This is a genomic window from Pseudomonas anuradhapurensis, from assembly GCF_014269225.2.
Classification (GTDB): domain Bacteria; phylum Pseudomonadota; class Gammaproteobacteria; order Pseudomonadales; family Pseudomonadaceae; genus Aquipseudomonas; species Aquipseudomonas anuradhapurensis.
Map to the genome: position 1 here is coordinate 3,177,445 of NZ_CP077097.1, position 19,411 is coordinate 3,196,855.

Annotated in this window: 19 protein-coding genes; 7 read left to right on the plus strand and 12 right to left on the minus strand. The window is 64.4% G+C overall.

Features of this window, described 5'->3' with window-relative positions; genetic code table 11:
- Positions 1–13 precede the first annotated feature (13 nt).
- The 5 genes from HU763_RS14745 to HU763_RS14765 form a co-directional block, all read right to left on the minus strand.
- Positions 14–865, minus strand: coding sequence for a LysR family transcriptional regulator (locus tag HU763_RS14745; RefSeq protein ID WP_186677363.1), 852 nt, complete (start codon positions 863–865; stop codon positions 14–16).
- 41 nt (positions 866–906) lie between these two features.
- Positions 907–1,821, minus strand: coding sequence for an AraC family transcriptional regulator (locus HU763_RS14750; protein ID WP_186690441.1), 915 nt, complete (start codon positions 1,819–1,821; stop codon positions 907–909).
- A 132-nt stretch (positions 1,822–1,953) separates the two neighbouring features.
- Complete coding sequence (locus HU763_RS25205) at positions 1,954–2,412, minus strand: hypothetical protein (protein ID WP_225931968.1); 459 nt, start codon at positions 2,410–2,412, stop codon at positions 1,954–1,956.
- 269 nt (positions 2,413–2,681) lie between these two features.
- Complete coding sequence (locus HU763_RS14760; protein ID WP_186690442.1) at positions 2,682–3,605, minus strand: NADP-dependent oxidoreductase; 924 nt, start codon at positions 3,603–3,605, stop codon at positions 2,682–2,684.
- Between the two features lie 55 nt (positions 3,606–3,660).
- Positions 3,661–4,092 carry a DoxX family protein gene (locus tag HU763_RS14765; protein WP_186690443.1) on the minus strand — a complete coding sequence of 144 codons (432 nt, stop codon included), beginning with the start codon at positions 4,090–4,092 and terminating at the stop codon, positions 3,661–3,663.
- A gap of 274 nt (positions 4,093–4,366) precedes the next feature.
- Between HU763_RS14765 and HU763_RS14770 the strand changes: the two genes are divergently transcribed.
- From HU763_RS14770 to HU763_RS14780, 3 genes are all read left to right on the plus strand, one after another.
- Positions 4,367–5,104, plus strand: a complete 738-nt coding sequence (locus HU763_RS14770; protein WP_186690444.1) for an SDR family oxidoreductase — start codon at positions 4,367–4,369, stop codon at positions 5,102–5,104.
- Positions 5,105–5,131: 27 nt separating this feature from the next.
- Entirely contained in the window at positions 5,132–5,386 is a 255-nt protein-coding gene (locus tag HU763_RS14775) for an Atu4866 domain-containing protein (RefSeq protein WP_186677376.1), read from the plus strand.
- Positions 5,387–5,482: 96 nt separating this feature from the next.
- Positions 5,483–6,382: an AraC family transcriptional regulator gene (locus tag HU763_RS14780; RefSeq protein ID WP_186677378.1), complete on the plus strand. Its 900-nt coding sequence runs from the start codon at positions 5,483–5,485 to the stop codon at positions 6,380–6,382.
- A gap of 37 nt (positions 6,383–6,419) precedes the next feature.
- Here HU763_RS14780 and HU763_RS14785 read toward each other — a convergent pair whose 3' ends face one another.
- Complete coding sequence (locus HU763_RS14785) at positions 6,420–7,181, minus strand: SDR family NAD(P)-dependent oxidoreductase (protein ID WP_186677388.1); 762 nt, start codon at positions 7,179–7,181, stop codon at positions 6,420–6,422.
- A gap of 149 nt (positions 7,182–7,330) precedes the next feature.
- The gene (locus tag HU763_RS14790; protein WP_186677477.1) at positions 7,331–8,236 is read right to left on the minus strand and encodes a LysR family transcriptional regulator; all 906 of its coding nucleotides are present in this window, start codon (positions 8,234–8,236) and stop codon (positions 7,331–7,333) included.
- Between the two features lie 238 nt (positions 8,237–8,474).
- Between HU763_RS14790 and HU763_RS14795 the strand changes: the two genes are divergently transcribed.
- Both HU763_RS14795 and HU763_RS14800 read left to right on the plus strand, forming a co-directional pair.
- Positions 8,475–9,752, plus strand: a complete 1,278-nt coding sequence (locus tag HU763_RS14795; protein WP_186690445.1) for a bifunctional O-acetylhomoserine aminocarboxypropyltransferase/cysteine synthase — start codon at positions 8,475–8,477, stop codon at positions 9,750–9,752.
- 64 nt (positions 9,753–9,816) lie between these two features.
- Positions 9,817–10,581, plus strand: coding sequence for a hypothetical protein (locus HU763_RS14800; protein WP_186690446.1), 765 nt, complete (start codon positions 9,817–9,819; stop codon positions 10,579–10,581).
- 135 nt (positions 10,582–10,716) lie between these two features.
- Here the strand turns inward: HU763_RS14800 and HU763_RS14805 are convergent, their stop codons facing one another.
- From HU763_RS14805 to HU763_RS14825, 5 genes are all read right to left on the minus strand, one after another.
- On the minus strand, positions 10,717–10,902 hold the full coding sequence (locus HU763_RS14805; RefSeq protein WP_186690447.1) for a hypothetical protein: 186 nt from the start codon (positions 10,900–10,902) through the stop codon (positions 10,717–10,719).
- A gap of 49 nt (positions 10,903–10,951) precedes the next feature.
- Positions 10,952–11,251, minus strand: coding sequence for a hypothetical protein (locus tag HU763_RS14810; RefSeq protein ID WP_186690448.1), 300 nt, complete (start codon positions 11,249–11,251; stop codon positions 10,952–10,954).
- 180 nt (positions 11,252–11,431) lie between these two features.
- Positions 11,432–13,006: an aldehyde dehydrogenase (NADP(+)) gene (locus HU763_RS14815; protein ID WP_186690450.1), complete on the minus strand. Its 1,575-nt coding sequence runs from the start codon at positions 13,004–13,006 to the stop codon at positions 11,432–11,434.
- A 209-nt stretch (positions 13,007–13,215) separates the two neighbouring features.
- Positions 13,216–14,205, minus strand: a complete 990-nt coding sequence (gene araD1 / locus HU763_RS14820; protein WP_186690452.1) for an AraD1 family protein — start codon at positions 14,203–14,205, stop codon at positions 13,216–13,218.
- Between the two features lie 28 nt (positions 14,206–14,233).
- Entirely contained in the window at positions 14,234–15,541 is a 1,308-nt protein-coding gene (locus HU763_RS14825; protein WP_186690454.1) for an MFS transporter, read from the minus strand.
- Between the two features lie 181 nt (positions 15,542–15,722).
- Between HU763_RS14825 and HU763_RS14830 the strand changes: the two genes are divergently transcribed.
- The gene (locus HU763_RS14830) at positions 15,723–17,456 is read left to right on the plus strand and encodes an IlvD/Edd family dehydratase (RefSeq protein ID WP_186690456.1); all 1,734 of its coding nucleotides are present in this window, start codon (positions 15,723–15,725) and stop codon (positions 17,454–17,456) included.
- A 1,215-nt stretch (positions 17,457–18,671) separates the two neighbouring features.
- Positions 18,672–19,394, plus strand: coding sequence for a FadR/GntR family transcriptional regulator (locus tag HU763_RS14835; RefSeq protein WP_170030392.1), 723 nt, complete (start codon positions 18,672–18,674; stop codon positions 19,392–19,394).
- The last annotated feature ends 17 nt before the right edge of the window (positions 19,395–19,411 follow it).

Genomic DNA, 19,411 nt, shown 5'->3' on the forward strand with positions numbered 1-19,411 from the left:
CGCCGGCAACCTGCTACCCTGCGCCGATCATGCTGGAGGCAAGGTCGGCCAGGGCGCGCAGCCGGTCCAGCTGACGCATGTCGCGGTGATAGCCCATCCAGATGTCCCGCCCCGGCGGTGGCTGATGCTCGTCCAGCAGCCGCAGGCCGGGTACCGAGTCGCCGAGCACACGTGGCAACACGGCAACCCCAAGCCCTTGTGCGCACATCTGTGCCTGAACCGTCCGGCTGCTGCTGGTGAACACGGTGCGGGCCTGCGGGTAACGCTGTTGTACCCAGTGCACATCCGGGTAATGAGCCTGGGCAACGTTCATCAGGATCAGCCCCAGCCCCTCGCCGTCCGGGTGTGGCGCCGGGGCACGCAATGCGGTGTAGAGCCCGTATGGCAAGGTCGTGAGCTTGCGCTGGACGATGTCAGGCTCGGTGAAGGGCACGATCCGGAAAGCGATGTCGGCATCGCGACGGGCAAGGTCGAACAGACGATGCCCGGCAATGACTTCGGGCACGATCAATGGATACCGTCGTGCCAGTTCGGCCAGCACCGGCGACAGCACGAGGCAGGCGAACCAGTCGGCCGAGGAGATGCGCAACAACCCCTCCGGCTGATCGCCATGCCCCGCCAGGCGACGTTCGATGGCCAGCGCATTGTGCTCCATGGCGAGTGCCAGGTCGAGAATCCGCTCGCCATTGTCGGTGAGCACCAGCCCCTGGGCGGTACGCAGAAAGAACGCTTGCCCACTGGCCTGTTCGAGCACCTGCAAACGCCGACCGACCGTCGGGTGACTGACCCCCAACGCCTTGGCGGCCCCTCCCAACGAGCCACTGCGGGCAATCGCCAGGAAGATCCGCATGTCACTCCAGTCCATGCAGCCCTCTCGTGCCAGAATGCGTGATGGCAAGCCGCACCTCACCCGAGAGACCGAAACTTCGCGATATCGCGGCTTGGCGGCGCCCCGAACATCCGGCTGTACTCCCTGCTGAACTGTGACGGGCTTTCATAGCCCACCTTGAACCCGGCCGTAGATACATCAAGCCCCTCCGACATCATCAACCGGCGCGCATGCTGCAGGCGCAGTTGTTTCTGGTACTGCAAGGGGCTCATGGCGGTAACCGCCTTGAACCGATGATGTAGCGTGGAGTTGCTCAAATTGACGTAGCTGGCGAGCTCATCGATGCGCAACGGCTGCGTATAGTTAATGTTCAGCCATTCGATAGCCCGGGTGACGCGGTGGGTCTGGCTGTCGGCAATGGCTATCTCGTGCAAACGCTGGCCCTGCTGGCCTTTGAGCAGCCGGTAGAAGATTTCCCTAAGGGCCAAAGGTGCCAATGCCGGGATGTCCGCTGGCGTATCCAGCAGACGCACCAGTCGCAACATGGCCTCCAGCAACGAGGCATCGATCCTGTCCAGGTACAGCCCGCGGTGGGGCGGTTGCCCTGGCACGCCGATCGGGCTGACGTCTGCGATCAGCTGAGCGATTTCCGCCGGGTCGATATCCAGGCGGATACAGAAATAGGGCAGCTCCGCCGATGCCTCAGTCACTTGCCCGGCCAGAGGCAGCGTCACAGAGACGACCAGGTAGTTCAATGGATCGTAGGTATAGCTCTCATCCCACAGCTGGACCTGTTTGCGGCCCTGCACGATTACGCATAACCCAGGTTTATGAACCGTGTGGATGACATCGGTTGGCGAGTCGCTGCGGATGAAGTGCAGCGGATCGATCGCTGTCGGGTACACGCCATAGGTCGGTGCGAAACGCTGCATGGTCGATGCCAGCTCGGCCCTGAGGCGGGTCAGCTCTTCATCCCGTTCAATCACCACCATTACCTCCCGTCAGGCTGTGCCGATTGCAGAGGATAGGTGGGTTTGCAGTAGTTTGGGTAGAGGCTCCAGCGAACACATTCAAATGCAAAAGCCCGGCGTCGCCGGGCTTCGTGGGAGGATAGCTCATGGGCATCAGACATAGCGGGAATGAACCGCATCATTTTCAGCCATTTGGCCAGCTTTGAGACGGTCCGAACCGTCCTCAGCCACCCGACGATCAATGAGGCGATCGGCACCTCCCTCCGCCACACGACGATCATTGAGACGATCAGCACCTCCCTCCGCCACCCGACGATCATTGAGGCGATCAGCACCTCCCTCCGCCACCCGACGATCATTGAGGCGATCAGCACCTCCCTCCGCCACCCGACGATCATTGAGGCGATCGGCACCTCCCTCCGCCACCCGACGATCATTGAGGCGATCGGCACCTCCCTCCGCCACCCGACGATCATTGAGGCGATCGGCACCATCCTCAGCCACCAGTGGCGCCATGGTGTGTTTGCAAGACTGCTTCCAAATGCCGATCTCCTTGGGGGGCAGCGCCATCGAACTTGCGCTCAGTACAGACAAGGCGATTCCAATCATCATGTGGTTGACTTGGTTCATGACAGCGTCTCCGTAATTGGCGATGGATTCGTTGCCGGTTTGTCAGTGCAAAGCGTGACGTTGATTCCTGAATACTGCAGGCGCGGTCGCTCTGATGGCCGGCGGCAGAAGCGGGTTCGCTTGCTGCATGGGCTCAGATTAAGGCCGCGGTGATACGGTCGTTATTTGTTTCCTGCGCGGAATTTGCTCATTCCTGCGCCGCGCGCTCCTGCAGGCACTTTGACTCGAGCACAGGGCATGGTTGGTGCGGGTCAACGATGCACATCCAAAACCAGTTTGCCGCGGGTATGTCCCCTCCGGCTCAGCGCCAGAGCTTGCGCCGCGTTGGAGAGCGGAACGACCTCAACTTCGATCTGAAGCTTCTCCTCAGCGAACAATTTCGCGATCTGCGCTAACTGGTGCCCGTCCGAGCGGGTAGCGAAATGCTTGCCAGCGACGCCGTGTTCGGCAGCTATCTGGGGGTCGGGTGCGCTGACGGGTGACACAAGTACCCCGCCTCGTTTGATAACTGTCCAGGACCGGGCTTGGGTTTCTCCGCCAACCAGGTCGAGCACCACGTCGACATCTGTGGCCAGTTCTTCGAACTGTTGCGCGGTGTAGTCAATGAATTGCTGGGCACCGAGTGACTCTAGATATTCTCGATTTCTGGCCGAACCCGTTGCCAATACGTAAGCGCCGGCCAGGCGTGCCAGCTGGACGGCGAAGCTGCCGACTCCCCCCGCAGCACCATGAATCAGTATTTTCTGGCCGGGTTGAAGGTTGGCCTGTTCATGCAGTGCTTGCCATGCCGTGAGCGCTGCGGCAGGAACACCACCGGCATGGAGGCGCGGTAGACTGGCGGGCTTATGTGCAAGCCTGTCGGCGGTTGTCAGAACCTGGGTCGCATAGCCGCCAACTATCCCTATGAAGCCGAACACCTCATCACCCACCCTGTATTCGCGAACGTTCTTTCCAATTGCTGCAACGGTGCCGGCAACCTCGACTCCGGGTGTATAAGGCAATGGCAGCGGGATGAACTGCTGCATGGCCCCGGAGACGATCTTCCAGTCGATCGGATTGATTCCGCTGCCGGCTACGTTGATCAGAACCTGATCATTGCTGGGCAGCAGATCTGGAAATTCCCGAAGCGCCAGCCCTTCAACCTGGCCGTACTGTGCAACCTGGATAGCTTTCATAAGTAGTTCCGCCTGTAGGTAATGATGTGTCTGGGCGTGTGGCGCCGCGCTTCGGTTACTGGCGACGCGCGTCGAAGCTGAAGCGGCCTGCGCCATAGGCGACGATCTGCAGCAAGCCACCGGCCATCGCGATGTTCTTGAAGAAGTGAATGAACTGATTCTGGTCGGCCAGGGCACCGTGGAAGATCGCTGCAGTAAGCACACTGAAAAGTGCCAACCCTGCAGCGACAATGCGGGTGCGATAGCCGGCAATCAGCGCTACGCCACCCGCCAGTTCCACCAGCACGGCCAGAGCCAACGCCAAAGTGGGAAACGGCAAACCGACAGCGTTGATGTAGCCGATCGTCATGGCCGGCGCACTTAGTTTGGATACGCCAGAAAGAATGAAAATCGCGCTGAGAAAAATGCGTCCTGCGAGTGCGGCAGCGCTGGCCGTTGCAAGCGAGGAGTGCGAGGCAGAACTGCTGGGAGTGGCGCTATCGGGCATGGCTTGTATTCCTTCAATGCAGCATTTCGAAATGAAACGCGGGTTGAAGGGAAGTGTGGGCCAGCGCGCCTTGGCTTAATAGCCGTTTAATTTCTGTGTTTATGTTCGAAAAAATAGAAAAGCTGCGTTCAAGCTGATGCCATCGATCCCTCATGCAGAATCGTGCATACCATCCGCAGGATCTGCATAACCCGGCCCAGCCCAGGCTTCTTACTCTTGCTTCACCACCTGCCTGTCGGCGGGGGTTTCTTCAGCCAGGAACAGGAGTGAGAAAATGCACGGCATTGAACAAAAAGTCATCGTGATCACCGGCGCCAGCAGTGGTATCGGCGAAGCAACCGCACGCTTGCTTGCCAGCAAAGGCGCGCGTGTGGTGCTGGGTGCCCGCCGCACCGATCGCCTGGAAGCACTGGCCAGGGAGATTCGTTCAGCAGGCGGCATTGCTGATGTCCTGGCGCTGGATGTCACCCGCCTGGATGACATGCAATCGTTCATCGACTTCGCCGTCGAACTGCATGGCCGCGTCGATGTGCTGATCAACAACGCCGGCGTCATGCCGCTTTCCAAGCTCGAAGCGCTCAAGGTCGAGGAGTGGAACCGGATGATCGATGTCAACATTCGCGGCGTACTGCACGGCATTGCCGCAACGCTGCCGCTCATGCAACAACAGCGTGACGGGCAGATCATCAACATTGCCTCGATCGGTGCCTACGCCGTGAGCCCTACCGCTGCGGTGTACTGCGCCACCAAATATGCCGTACGGGCTATTTCCGAAGGCTTGCGCCAGGAGGTGGGCGGTGACATCCGGGTCACCGTCATTGCCCCGGGCGTCACCGAGTCCGAACTGGCCGACAGCATTTCCGATGAGGGCGGGCGTGCCGAGATGCGCGAGTTCCGCAAGATCGCGATTCCAGCCTCAGCCATTGCCCGGGCGATCGCCTACGCCGTAGAACAGCCTGCGGATGTCGATGTCAGCGAACTGATCGTGCGCCCAACCGCAAGTCCATTCTGAATGCCCTGCCGACAGCGAGGAAAAGCCATGGCTGAACCATTTGGAGATCAGGACAAATACGTTGGCATGTGGGTGACGGCTGATGGCCATATTCGCCATGAACTATTGCCTGGCGGCCGCTACGACGAAGCCCGCGGAAGGCAACAAAGCGCCTATCAAGGTCGTTATTGGCTGGAGGGTGACCACATCGAGTATGTGGATGACACCGGGTTCACTGCTGACGGGGAGTTTCGCAGCAACGTGTTGTATCACGCGGGGATGATCCTTTATCCCGAGCGTTGAAGCGCAGGCCGGAATGGAGACATTCCGGCTTTTTTTATCGGCGTCGCTAAACTGGCGTTTTCCAGGCGACTATCAGCAAGAGAGGCGACGCTACCCATGAACGTCATCGAGCGGACTTCTGCCCATGGTCTGGAGGCCTATATCCGTGGGCAGCGGCTTGCCGCCTCGGATGTCCTGGCCGATCGCGACATGCTGGTGCAGATCTTCAACCGTGAGCGCGAACAACGTAGCTTCATCGTCCCCGCAGTTGCCGAGCCCCTGCTGGTATGGATCATCTCTGGAGACGCTACCGTGGTGGAACGCGAGCTTGGCGGCGAGTGGCAAAGCAGCCGGGTGGCCAGGGGTGATTTCTTCCTGACGACCTCGGCACAACCTTACGAAATGCGCTGGAAAGTGGACGGCACAGCACCCTTCGAAGTGATGCACATCTACCTCGGCATTCCGCTGCTGGAGAAAGCCATTCACGAGGTGTTGGGCGGCGTTGTGCAAGCGCTTCGCCTGCGTGAAGTCTCGGGCGGGCGTGACGATGAGTTGTCCGTTCTGCTGCAACAAGTGCAGCGGGAACTGACCGGGCAACGGCCCAGCCCGCTTTATCTTCAGGGGCTGGCCCAGTGCCTTGCCATTCACCTTGCGCGCAACTACCTGGACGACTCAGCGGACGATATCGTGCGCCGCAATGCCCTCCCCGCTTACAAGCTACGCCGCGTGTTGTCGGCAATGGAAGCCAACCTGGCCGGGGAATTCCAGCTCGGGCAGCTGGCCGAGATTGCCGGGATGAGCGAGTACCACTTCAGCCGGCTGTTCAAGAAGGCTGCGGGCTACTCGCCTTCCCAGTTCTTTATCCGGCTGAGGATGGCAAGGGCGCGGCAACTGCTTGTGGAAACGGACCGGAGCGTCATTGATATAGGGCTTGAGGTTGGCTACAGCAGCCCCAGCCATTTTTCCCAGGTGTTCAAACGAGAGGTTGGCGTTACGCCCACTCAATACCGCAAGTAGCGAGTGGGGCAACGCCATCCACAGGTTCCGGCGAGCATCACCCCACTGCGACGCTCATGCCGCCGTCGGCCATGACCACCGAACCGACAATGAAGCTGGCGCGCTCCGATGCCAGGAAGGCGACGATTTCGGCGATTTCCTGCGGTGCTGCCGCCCGGCCGATAGGCGCAGACTTGCCGTGCTCCTGCAAGAAGCCGCGACCATCCTCCATGAAATGGTTCAAGAGGTTGGTCACCACGTCACCGACGCCAATGGCGTTGACCCGGATGCCATGTTCAATCGCCTCCAGCGCCTGGGTACGGGTCAATTGCGCCAGTGCGCCCTTGGACGCGGTGTAGGCCGCGATACCGGGGAAGGCGAAATAGGAGGCGTAGGAGGCAATATTCACGATCGCCCCGCTCTTGTTCTTGATCATTTCCTTCATCGCTTCCCGGGAATGCAGGAACGCCCCCGTCACGTTGGTTTGCATCTGCCATTCCCAGTCTTCGCGGGTCATCTCGAGCAGCGGTTTGTACAGAATGCGACCGGCGTTGTTGACCAGCACGTCCAGCTTGCCAAAGTGCTCGACCGCAAGCGCCACTGCCTGCTCGGCAGCACCGTCGACCGTGATGTCAGCAACAAACGGAACAAGGCCAGCACGCTCGAGTGCGTTGACTGCGGGGTCGATGTCCTCGGCGATCACCTTCGCACCGCGAGCGTGAAGGAGTTCGGCGGTGGCCTTGCCGATGCCGCTGGCCGCGCCGGTGACCAGCACGACTTTGCCTGCCACTTCGTTTGGGGTTGGGGTGAAGTCGGTCATTTTCTCGTCTCCAAGTCAGGAATGGGTTGTCGCTTTCGACGGTGCCAATTTCTTCCTTTTCGACGTAGGCCGCCCTGGCGACCTTGCTCTGGCTGTCGGAGTTTTGCTTGTTTCGACCTGGGAGGTCTGGTTCCACTCAGGTGGACACTTCAGAGTTCGCCAGCTTGCTGGCTGAAGCGCTCGATGAGCCACCGCCCCGCCGGCCCAGGCGGTGAGTCAGTGCGGTAAATAGCATCAAATGCGTAAGCGCCGCCTTTGCAATCAGGCAGATCGAGTTCGACCAGGTGCCCTGCATCGAGGTCCGCTTGCACCATGGCGACCGGCATATTGCCCCAGCCGATGCCTTCCTTGAGCAACATGTGCTTCGCGCCCAGGTCCGCGAGCCGCCACGTGTGCGGGCTCACCACGGCAAAATCTCGGTCGCCGGTCAGCGCTGATCGGTCTGATAGCACCAGCTGAACGAAATTTCGCGCCGCACCCGGTTCATTGCCGCCGCCGCTGGCGAGTGGGTGCGCGGGGGCAGCGACGGGTACCAACTGCACGCTACCCACGCCGACACGCTCAAGGCCATCACGCCCGATGTCCAGCGGGCCGCTGATCCCGATCGCAGCTTGCTTTTCGATAACCCGCTGAGTGACCGCACCCAGTGCTTCCATGTGAAGGTGCAAGGTCACCGTTGGAAATACCTGGCTGAAGGTCTTGAGCGCATCTACCACCCGCTCTGCAGGTAACATCACGTCTAGCGCAAGGTGAACTTCTGCTTCAAGCCCATGCAATAGCCCGGACACCTTCGAGCGCAGCCCGTTAACGCCGTTGATGATCGTTCGTGCTTCGGCAAGCACGGTTCGTCCAGCCTCAGTCAGCTGTGGCTTGCGTGTGGTGTTGCGGTCAAAAAGCGATACGCCAAGCTGCATCTCCAGGTTTGAAATGGCATAGCTCACTACCGAAGTAGCGCGGTGCAGTGTTCTTGCCGCACCGGCGAAGCTTCCCACCTCTACAACCGTCAGGAACACTTTCAACTGGTCCAGGGTCGGGGTGCCAGGGTCCGAAATCATTTTCACCCGCTCGAGCATGTTGGATTGCAGCATCCTATTTGCGGCTCAACCCTATGTCGATAACGTGGTGATCGCCAGTTATCAGCAAATCGCTGGCACCGGGGGGGTGATCTGCCGTCCACGGGCTCTATCAGCCACTATCGGGCCCAGCGTCATGACATCTAGCCACTCACCCTTGACCCACGCCCTCCGCGCGCCACATGCTCGGCCACTCCACCCACGCTCAAGGAACGATTGCATGAAGCTGGAAACCCTCGCCATCCACGCAGGCTTCAGCCATGACCCGGCCACCCGGGCCGTGGCCGTGCCGATCTACCAGACCACCTCGTTCGCCTTCGACGACACCCAGCACGGCGCCGACCTGTTCGACCTGAAGGTCGCCGGCAACATCTACTCGCGCATCATGAACCCTACTAACGACGTGCTCGAACAGCGCATGGCGGCGCTGGAGGGCGGGGTCGGTGCGCTGGCGGTGGCCTCGGGCATGGCGGCCATCACCTACGCCATCCAGACCGTCGCCGAAGCGGGCGACAACATCGTCTCGGTGGCCAAGCTGTACGGCGGCACCTACAACCTGCTGGCGCACACCCTGCCGCGCATGGGCATCCACACCCGCTTTGCCGCGCATGACGACATCGCTGCCCTGGAAGCCCTGATCGACGAGCGCACCAAGGCGGTGTTCTGCGAGTCCATCGGCAACCCCGCCGGCAATATCGTCGACATCGCCGCGCTGGCCGAAGCCGCCCACCGCCATGGCGTGCCGCTGATCGTCGACAACACCGTGGCCACCCCGGTACTGTGCCGGCCGTTCGAGCATGGCGCGGACATTGTCGTGCACTCGCTGACCAAGTACATCGGCGGCCACGGCACCAGCATCGGCGGCATCGTCATCGACTCCGGCAGGTTCCCCTGGGCCGAGCACAAGGCGCGCTTTGCCCTGCTCAACACCCCCGACCCGTCCTACCACGGCGTCACCTACACTGAAGCCTTCGGCCCGGCCGCGTTCATTGGCCGCTGCCGCGTGGTGCCGCTGCGCAATACCGGCGCCGCGCTGTCGCCGTTCAACGCCTTCCTGATCCTGCAAGGCCTGGAAACCCTGGCCCTGCGCATGGAACGCCACACCGAGAACGCGCTCAAGGTCGCCCGCTACCTGCAAGCCCACGAGCAGGTCGCCTGGGTGAAGTACGCCGGCCTGCCCGACCACCCCGAGCATGCCCTGGCGCAGCGCTACACCGGCGGCAAGCCGGCGGCGATCCTGTCATTCGGCATCAAGGGCGGCCAGGCGGCCGGGGCGCGCTTCATCGATGCGCTGCAACTGGTGGTGCGCCTGGTGAACATCGGCGATGCCAAGTCACTGGCCTGCCACCCCGCCTCCACCACCCACCGCCAGCTCAACGACGAAGAGCTGGAAAAGGCCGGCGTGCCGCGCGACATGGTGCGCCTGTCGATCGGCATCGAGCACAGCGACGACATCATCGCCGACCTGGCCCAGGCCCTCGAGGCCAGCCGCGGCTGACCCTTCCGCGCCCCACCCAATGCCGACGGCGGGCGCACCTCGTGCAAAAGCGGATTCCCTTGCAATGACCCTGTTCTACCTGAAACTCATGGTGACCCCGCTGCTGATGTGGGCCATTTCCCTCGCCTCGCGGCGCTGGGGTGGCCTGCTGGGCGGGCTGTTGTCCGGCCTGCCGGTTACCTCGGCGCTGGTAATGACCTTCCTGTGCCTGGAACAAGGCACCGCCTTCGCCCTGGGCGCAGTACCCGGCGCGCTGGGCGGCCTGGCCGCAGTGCAGGCCACCTACACGTTCTACCTGTTCGCCACGCGCAGGCTCGGCATTGCCCCGGCCGTGTTGCTGGCAATCCTGGTCTACGGCCTGGCTGCCTACGCGTTTACCCACTGGGGCAGCCTGTACCTGTCGATTGGCGTGGCGCTGCTGCTGATCGGCGTATTGATACGCGCCAGCGGCCGCGAGCCGAAACCGGACACCCTGGCCCGCCCCCGCCATCGCTATTGGGAGATCCCCCTGCGCATGGTGTCGGCAACCGCGCTGCTGATGCTCACCACCAGGTTGGCCAGCTGGCTGGGGCCGGCGACCAGCGGGATGCTGGCGCCGATCCCGGTCATTGCCTGGCCGCTGGTGGTGTTCGCCCACGTGCAGCATGGCCGCGCCGGGATGGCGGCGATGGTGCGCGGCAATGCGATTGGTGCGGTGGGCGTGATTGCGTTTTATCTGGTAATGGCAGGATTGCTCGATGCCTGGGGCGTTGCCATTGCCATCAGCCTGGCCATGGTTTGTGCCGTGGGGCTGACCGTTGGGTTGGCGGGCGTTTTGCGGCGAGGATGACATGTCGGGCCGCCCTGTCGCGTTGAAACTGAATGCGCGCGCGCTCCGCTTACCCTGTAGGAACGGCTTTAGCCGCGAAAAGTCCAATGCGGTGCATGGCGCCGGCTGCGCCGGTGTTCGCGGCTAAAGCCGCTCCTACACGCTCTGCCTGTCATCATCAGCCAGGCCATCATCCGCCTGGCCATCGCCGCCCTCCTCTTCGTTCATGAGCGGGTCGTCATCAGGGTCGGGGATGGTCGGCCGATCGGGGTCAACTGCCGGGTCGGGTGAAGTGGGCAAGTCAGGGTTGGTACCGCCTTGTGCACTCGGATCGGGGTTCATCGCTGCATACCTCTCAAGAAAACTGTGTGAACCATCTTCGGGCCACCCATCAACGCGATTGCGGATGCTCGGCAGAAACCGAATTGTTGGCTTCCACATCCTGCATTTCTTCCTCGACTGGGCCCTCGTCATCCGCAGATAACGGGACTTCCCCGTCACCGCTGCCGGCCTGCTCGTCTTGGGTCCTTGCGCTGCCATTGTCCCGATCCAGCTGCCCGTCCTGGTCCGAGCCGGGGTTGCCTGGCGGCGGGTCCCAATCGACGGGGCGATTTTTGGACCAGGCCTCGCCGACGCCGGTCTCGGGTGCGGTTGGTGCAGATGCCTCGGGGCCGTTCTGGTCGATTGCCATGAGCGTTCTCCTGGTTTGGCGCAACGAAGGCGCACTTACAGGTGTGAGGGAGCGCTGCTTGCGGGAGTGCCTGGGGTTCGACCGGTGGCGCGAAAAGCCGGGGTACTGGGTGTGCGGGGCATGTTGGCGGATGACTCGCCCGCCAGGCCGAGCCTGGCGGGGGCAGCTGATGGGGCTGGGTCAGGCCAGCGCCTCGCGGCTGTGCTGGCCATCGACCAGGCGCTGCAGGCCCAGCGGGTTGGCGTTTTTCAGGGCGTCGGGCAGCAGCGCATCCGGGTAGTCCTGGTAGCACACCGGGCGCAGGAAGCGGTCGATGGCCAGGGTACCGACCGAGGTCCCACGCGCGTCGGACGTGGCCGGGTACGGCCCGCCATGTACCATCGCATCGCACACTTCCACGCCGGTCGGGTAGCCATTGACCAACAGTCGCCCGGCCTTACGCTGCAGCACCGGCACCAGCGCGGCGAAGCGCTGGAGGTCTTGCGGCTCGGCAATCAGGGTGGCGGTCAGTTGCCCATGCAGGGCTTGCACGGCGCGGCGCAGTTCGGCTTCGTCGGCCACTGCGACGGCCACGGTCGCCGGCCCGAAGACCTCTTCCTGGAGCAAGGCGTCACCGTTCAGCAGCAGGCTCACGTCGGCCTGGAACAGCTGTGCCTGGGCCTGGTCACCCGCCTGTTCGGCACCGGCCAGATGGCGCACGCCCGGGTGCTGGTGCAAGCGTTGCACGCCTTGGGTATAGCTGCGCAGGGTGCCGGCATTGAGCATGGTCTGCCCGGGCTGGTCGGCCAGTTGCGCGCCAAGCGCGGTGAGGAAGCTGCTGAACGCTTCGCCAGCGATACCCAGGACCAGCCCGGGGTTGGTGCAGAACTGCCCGCAGCCCAGCACCACCGAGCCGGCCAGCTCCCTTGCCACCTGCTCGCCCCGGGCCTGCAAGGCCGCCGGCAATACCAGCACCGGGTTTATGCTGCTCATTTCGGCGAACACCGGGATCGGCTGCGGGCGCGCCGCCGCCAGCTCGCACAGGGCACGGCCGCCTTTGAGCGAGCCGGTAAAGCCCACCGCCTGGATCGCCGGGTGGCGCACCAGCGCTTCGCCGACACCGGCACCGTAGATCATGTTGAACACGCCGGCAGGCATGCCGGTGGCGAGCACCGCGCGCTCGATTGCCTCGGCCACTTGCTCGGCGGTGGCCATGTGGCCGCTGTGCGCCTTGACCACCACCGGGCAGCCGGCGGCCAGCGCTGCGGCGGTGTCACCGCCGGCGGTAGAGAAGGCCAGCGGGAAGTTGCTGGCGCCGAACACCGCCACCGGGCCGACACCGGTGCGGTACTGGCGCAGGTCCGGGCGTGGCAGCGGCTGGCGCTGTGGCTGGGCGCGGTCGATGCGCGCGCCGAGGAAGTCGCCGCGGCGCAGCACGTTGGCGAACAGGCGCATCTGGTTGCTGGTGCGCGCCCGTTCACCCTGGATGCGCCCGGCCGGCAGCGCGGTTTCGCGGCACACGGTGGCGATGAAGGTGTCGTCCAGCGCATCCAGCTGGTCGGCAATGGCATCGAGGAACTGCGCACGGCGCTGCGGCGCCATGCCGTTGAATTCGGCAAACGCCGCTTCGGCTGCCTGCGCGGCGGCGTCCACTTCTTCCGGGGTGGCCTGGGCAAAGGCCAGCGGCAAGGCTTCGCCGGTACGCGCATCGAGGCTGTGCAGGCGCACGCTGCCGGCGGCGCTGCGCTGGCCGCCAATGAAGTTGCTTCCAGACATGGTTGGCTCCTGTAATGAGGAAAGAAGATTCAACGGTTCATGTCAGCCATGGAGTGCACATGCCCCGCCATGTCAGCAGAACCCCTGTGGGAGCGGCTTCAGCCGCGAACACCGGCGCAGCCGGTGCCATGCACCGCGCCGGGCCCTTCGCGGCTAAAGCCGCTCCCACAGGTATGCGGGCGAACCTGACACACTGCTCGCCTGACTGCTCAAAGGCTTTTCACCACCCCGGGGCGGACCTGCGCAGGTGCTGCCGCAATACCGTTGCGCAGTGGCTGGCCAAAGGCGTCGAGGCTGACCTCGAAGGTATCGCCCGGGCGCGCCTGGATACCGTCGGCGAACGACAGCGTGGCGGTGCCGAAGTAATGCACGTGGATATCGCCAGGGCGCAGGAACTGGGCGTACTTGAAGTGGTGGAACTCAAGGTTCTCGAAGCTGTGGCACATGTTCTGCTCGCCCGACAGGAACGGCTTGCGCCACAGCTCCTGGCCATCGCGCAGGATGCGGCTGGTGCCTTCCAGGTGGGCCGGCAGCGCGCCCAGGCGCAGCTCGGGGCCGAAGCTGCAGGCGCGCAACTTGGAATGGGCCAGGTACAGGTAGTTGCGCCGCTCCATCACATGGTCGGAAAACTCGTTGCCCAGCGCATAACCGAGGCGATACGGGGTGCCGTCGGCAGCGATCAGGTACAGCCCGACCAGCTCCGGCTCCTCACCGGCATCCTCGGCAAACGCCGGCAGCGGCAGGTCGGCGCCTGGGCGCACGACGATACCGCCGTCGCCCTTGTAGAACCACTCCGGCTGCGCGCCCTCCTCGCCTGCCGGCGGCCGCCCGCCGTCCAGGCCCCACTGGAACATGCGCATGCTGTCGGTCACGGTGCCTTCGGCCTGCTGCTGGTGCATCTTGTCGCGGGTGGCGGCGCTGCCCAGGTGGGTCAGGCCGGTGCCGGTGACCAGGCAATGCGCCGGGTCCGGATGGTCCAGCGGTGGCAAGACCCGGCCTTCAGCCAGCAGGGCCAGGTAGTCGTGGCGCTCGCCCAGGCCGGCGGCCTGCACTTCGGCGGCCAGGTCTCGGCCGGCGGCAATGGCTTGCAAGGCCAGCTCACGGGTGCTGCCGGCGCCACATACTTCCAGGGCGTACTTGCCTTCCACCACGCCCACCCGGCGTGCGCCGGTGGCGGTTTCGAATTGAATCAATCGCATGCTTGTGCTCGCTTTTCGGTTGCGAAAATTAGCGGGGGGCCGGGGCTACCCGCGTGGAAGCCAGGCGCTGGCGGCGTTCGAGGCGGTTGTAGACCACCCCGGTCAGCAGCAGGCCGAACAGCATCACCACGGCCAGGAAATACAGTCCCGACGACAGTTGCCCGGTGTGCTCCTTGAGCGCGCCGATGCCGAACGGGCCGAGATAGCCGCCAAGGTTGCCGATGGAGTTGATCAGCGCGATGCCGGCAGCGGCACTGGCACCGGAGAAGAACCGCCCCGGCAAGGTCCAGAAGATGGCCGTGCAGGAGAACAGCGCGAAGGCCACCAGGCACAGCGCCGCCAGCTGCAGGCCGGGCACACTCAGCCAGGCACTGAGGAACAGGCCGAGCGCACCCAGCGCATATAGCAGGCCAAGGTGGCCGTAGCGGTCATTCAGGCGGTCGGAACTGCGCGGCACGATCAGCAGGCCGATGATGCCGAACAGGTACGGCACCGCCGAAACGAAGCCGGTGACCAGGTCGCTGCCACCAAACTGGTGGATCAGCGTCGGCAGCCACAGGCCCAGGCCGTAGATGCTCAGGGTAACCGGCAGGTAGAACAGCGCCAGCAACAGCACCCGCCCGTCCTTCAACGCATGCAGGGGGTTGCCGTGGCGGGTCTGGCCGAACTCGCGCAGGTCGTTGGCCAGCTGTTCCTGCAGCCAGCTGCGTTGCTCGTCGCTGAGCCAGCGCACCTTGGCCGGGCCGTCCGGCAGCAGGCGCAGGGTCGGCCAGGCCAGCAGCACCGCCGGGATGCCGATGCAGATGAACAGCCATTGCCAGCCATGCAGGCCGAAGCTGCCATCGAGCCCCAACAGCGCGCCGGAAAGCGGCCCGGTAATCAGCATCGCCAGCGGCTGGGAAAGAATGAAGAAGCCGAGGATCTTGCCGCGATGGCGCACCGGGTACCACTGGGTGATGTAGTAAAGCACCCCCGGGAAGAAGCCCGCCTCGGCCGCCCCCAGCAGAAAGCGCATCAGGTAGAAGCCGTTGGGCCCGCTGACGAACGCCATGCCGACGGTAATCGCGCCCCAGGTGACCAGGATGCGGGCGAACCAGCGGCGCGCGCCGAAGCGGTCGAGCAACAGGTTGCTGGGCACCTCGAACAGGAAATAACCGATGAAGAACAGCCCGGCGCCCAGGCCATAGGCCGCGTCACCCAGGCCGATGTCGGCGCCCATGTGCAGCTTGGCAAAGCCCACCGCAGAACGGTCGACATAGGCCACCAGGTACAGCAGGACCAGAAAAGGGATGAGTTTCAGTGTGATCAGGCGGACGAGCCGCTGCTCCTGAATCATGGCGATGTCTCCGATTGTTCTTGTAATGGGCAGAGCACCTGGTCGGGCTTTTTGGCAGGCCGTCGACCGGAAAATCGATCATATAGTATTACTATTTAAAACAACAAGCCTTCACATAGCGCTTTTTTGTCGATACAGTCGACCACACAACGACAAATAGTAATACTAATTAGGTGTCCCCATGTCTGATCACAAACGCCCGCTGCGCTCCGCCCAATGGTTCGGTACCGCTGACAAGAACGGTTTCATGTACCGCAGCTGGATGAAGAACCAGGGCATCCCGGACCACGAGTTCCAGGGCAAGCCGATCATCGGCATCTGCAACACCTGGTCGGAGCTGACCCCGTGCAACGCGCACTTCCGCAAGATTGCCGAGCACGTCAAGAAAGGCGTGCTGGAAGCGGGCGGCTTCCCGGTGGAGTTCCCGGTGTTTTCCAGCGGCGAATCCAACCTGCGCCCCACCGCCATGCTCACCCGCAACCTGGCCAGCATGGATGTGGAAGAAGCGATCCGCGGCAACCCGGTGGATGCCGTGGTGCTGCTGACCGGCTGTGACAAGACCACCCCGGCGCTGCTGATGGGGGCGGCGAGCTGCGACGTGCCGGCGATCGTGGTTACCGGCGGGCCGATGCTCAACGGCAAGCACAAAGGCAAGGACATTGGCGCCGGCACCATCGTCTGGCAGATGCACGAGGCCTACAAAGCCGGGCAGATCGACCTCAACGAGTTCCTCTCGGCCGAGGCCGGCATGTCGCGCTCGGCGGGTACCTGCAACACCATGGGCACCGCTTCGACCATGGCCTGCATGGCCGAGGCGCTGGGCACCTCGCTGCCGCACAACGCCGCCATTCCGGCGGTGGATGCACGCCGCTACGTGCTCGCCCACCTGTCGGGCATGCGCATTGTCGACATGGTGCGCGAAGACCTGCGCCTGTCGAAGCTGCTCACCCGCGAAGCGTTCGAAAACGCCATCCGCGTGAACGCCGCCATCGGTGGCTCGACCAACGCGGTGATCCACCTCAAGGCCATCGCCGGGCGCATCGGCGTGGACCTGCAACTGGAAGACTGGACCCGCATCGGCCGCGGCACGCCGACCCTGGTCGACCTGCAGCCTTCGGGGCGCTTCCTGATGGAAGAGTTCTACTACGCCGGCGGCCTGCCTGCGGTCATCCGCCGCCTGGGCGAACATGGCCTGCTGCCCAACCCGGGCGCGCTAACCGCCAACGGCAAGAGCCTGTGGGACAACTGCCAGGCTGCGCCGCTGTATGACGAGGAAGTCATCCGCCCGATCGACAGGCCGCTGGTTGCCGACGGCGGCATCTGCATCCTGCGCGGCAACCTGGCGCCCAAGGGTGCCGTGCTCAAACCGTCGGCGGCCACCCCGGCGCTGATGCAGCACCGCGGCCAGGCGGTGGTGTTCGAGAACTTCGAGGACTACAAGGCCCGCATCAACGACCCCGAGCTGGAGGTGGACGCCAATTCGGTGCTGGTGATGAAGCACTGCGGGCCGAAGGGCTACCCGGGCATGGCCGAGGTCGGCAACATGGGCCTGCCGGCCAAGTTGCTGGCCCAGGGCGTGACCGACATGGTGCGCATTTCCGATGCGCGCATGAGCGGCACGGCGTACGGCACCGTGGTGCTGCACGTGGCGCCGGAGGCTGCGGCGGGTGGGCCACTGGCGGCCGTGCGTGAAGGTGACTGGATCGAACTGGATTGCAAGGAGGGCCGCCTGCACCTGGATATTTCCGACCAGGAACTGGCCGGCCGCCTGGCCGACCTGCAAGCCCCGCCGCAGCTGATCAGCGGTGGCTACGCCAGGCTGTACCTGGACCACGTGATGCAGGCCGACGAAGGTTGCGACTTCGACTTCCTGGTCGGTTGCCGAGGCGCGGCGGTGCCCAAGCACTCGCACTGAGGCCTGACGTCATTTGGGGCTGCTGCGCAGTCCCAAATCGCTTGACTGACTGGCATCAGGTGACCGCGAACACCGGCACAGCCGGTGCCATCCTCCGCGCTGCCTGCTTCGCGGGCATGCCCGCTCCCACAGGTACTGCGCTGCTTCGCGTTAACGCTACACCTGTGGGAGCGGCCGCGGCCGCGAACACCGGCGCAGCCGGTGCCATCCTCCGCGCCGCCTGCTTCGCGGGCATGCCCGCTCCCACAGGTACTGCGCTGGCTTCGCGTTGCCGCTACACCTGTGGGAGCGGCCGCGGCCGCGAACACCGGCACAGCCGGTGCCATCCTCCGCGCCGCCTGCTTCGCGGGCATGCCCGCTCCCACAGGTACTGCGCTGGCTTCGCGTTGCCGCTACACCTGTGGGAGCGGCCGCGGCCGCGAACACCGGCACAGCCGGTGCCATCCTCCGCGCCGCCTGCTTCGCGGGCATGCCCGCTCCCACAGGTACTGCGCTGGCTTCGCCTTGACGCTACACCTGTGGGAGCGGCCGCGGCCGCGAACACCGGCACAGCCGGTGCCATCCTCCGCGTCGCCTGCTTCGCGGGCAAGCCCGCTCCCACAGGTACTGCGCTGGCTTCGCGTTGACGCTACACCTGTGGGAGCGGCCGTGGCCGCGAACACCGGCTCAGCCGGTGCCATCCTCCGCGCCGCCTGCTTCGCGGGCATGCCCGCTCCCACAGGTACTGCGCTGGCTTCGCGTTGACGCTACACCTGTGGGAGCGGCCGCGGCCGCGAACACCGGCACAGCCGGTGCCATCCTCCGCGTCGCCTGCTTCGCGGGCACGCCCGCTCCCACAGGTACTGCGCTGGCTTCGCGTTGCCGCTACACCTGTGGAAGCGGCCGCGGCCGCGAACACCGGCACAGCCGGTGCCATCCTCCGCGCCGCCTGCTTCGCGGGCATGCCCGCTCCCACAGGTACTGCGCTGGCTTCGCGTTGACGCTACACCTGTGGGAGCGGCCGCGGCCGCGAACACCGGCGCAGCCGGTGCCATCCTCCGCGCTGCCTGCTTCGCGGGCATGCCCGCTCCCACAGGTACTGCGCTGGCTTCGCGTTGACGCTACACCTGTGGGAGCGGCCGCGGCCGCGAACACCGGCGCAGCCGGTGCCATGCACCGCGTTGACGCGCTAATGCTATGATGCTGCCCCCGCCCGAAGGATCGCCCCCGCCGCACATGAACTACCGCCAGCCCACCACGCGCAAGAGCATGCACGCCACCCTGGTCCAGGACCTTGGCGTACAGATCGTATCCGGCCAACTCGCACCCGGGCAGAAGCTGCCCTCCGAGGCCAGCCTGTGCGAAACCTACGCGATCAGCCGGCCGGTATTCCGCGAGGCCATGCGCGCCCTCACCGCCAAGGGCCTGATCGAAGCCCGCCCGCGTACAGGCACACTGGTCCGGCCCCGGCACGACTGGCACATGCTCGACCCGGATGTGCTGCACTGGCTGATGCAGGCCACGCCGCAGCAGGAATTCTTCAACATGCTGTCCAGCGTGCGCTGGGTCATCGAGCCCGCCGCCGCCGCACTGGCCGCCACCAACGCCAGCGCCGAGGACGTCGCTTCGATCGCCGAGGCCTACCAGCGCATGGAAGCCGCACGCAACCATGAAGAGCGCCTGCAACCCGACCTGGACTTCCACGCCCGCATCGCCGATGCCACCCACAACGACCTGCTGGCCTACCTGTGCAACATGCTGTCGATGGCGCTGCGCGAGTCGGTGCGCTATTCCAACCAGCGGGCGAATTTCGACGAACTCGCCCTGCCCCGGCACAAGGCAATCCTCACCGCCATCCAGAACGGCGACGCACTGGGCGCGCGGCATGCTTCACTGGTGCAATTGGAGGATGCCCGCGTGGCCCTGGCCAAGGTGCTGGGCCAGGACCCGGCTAGCTGAGGCGGCGCTTGAACGGG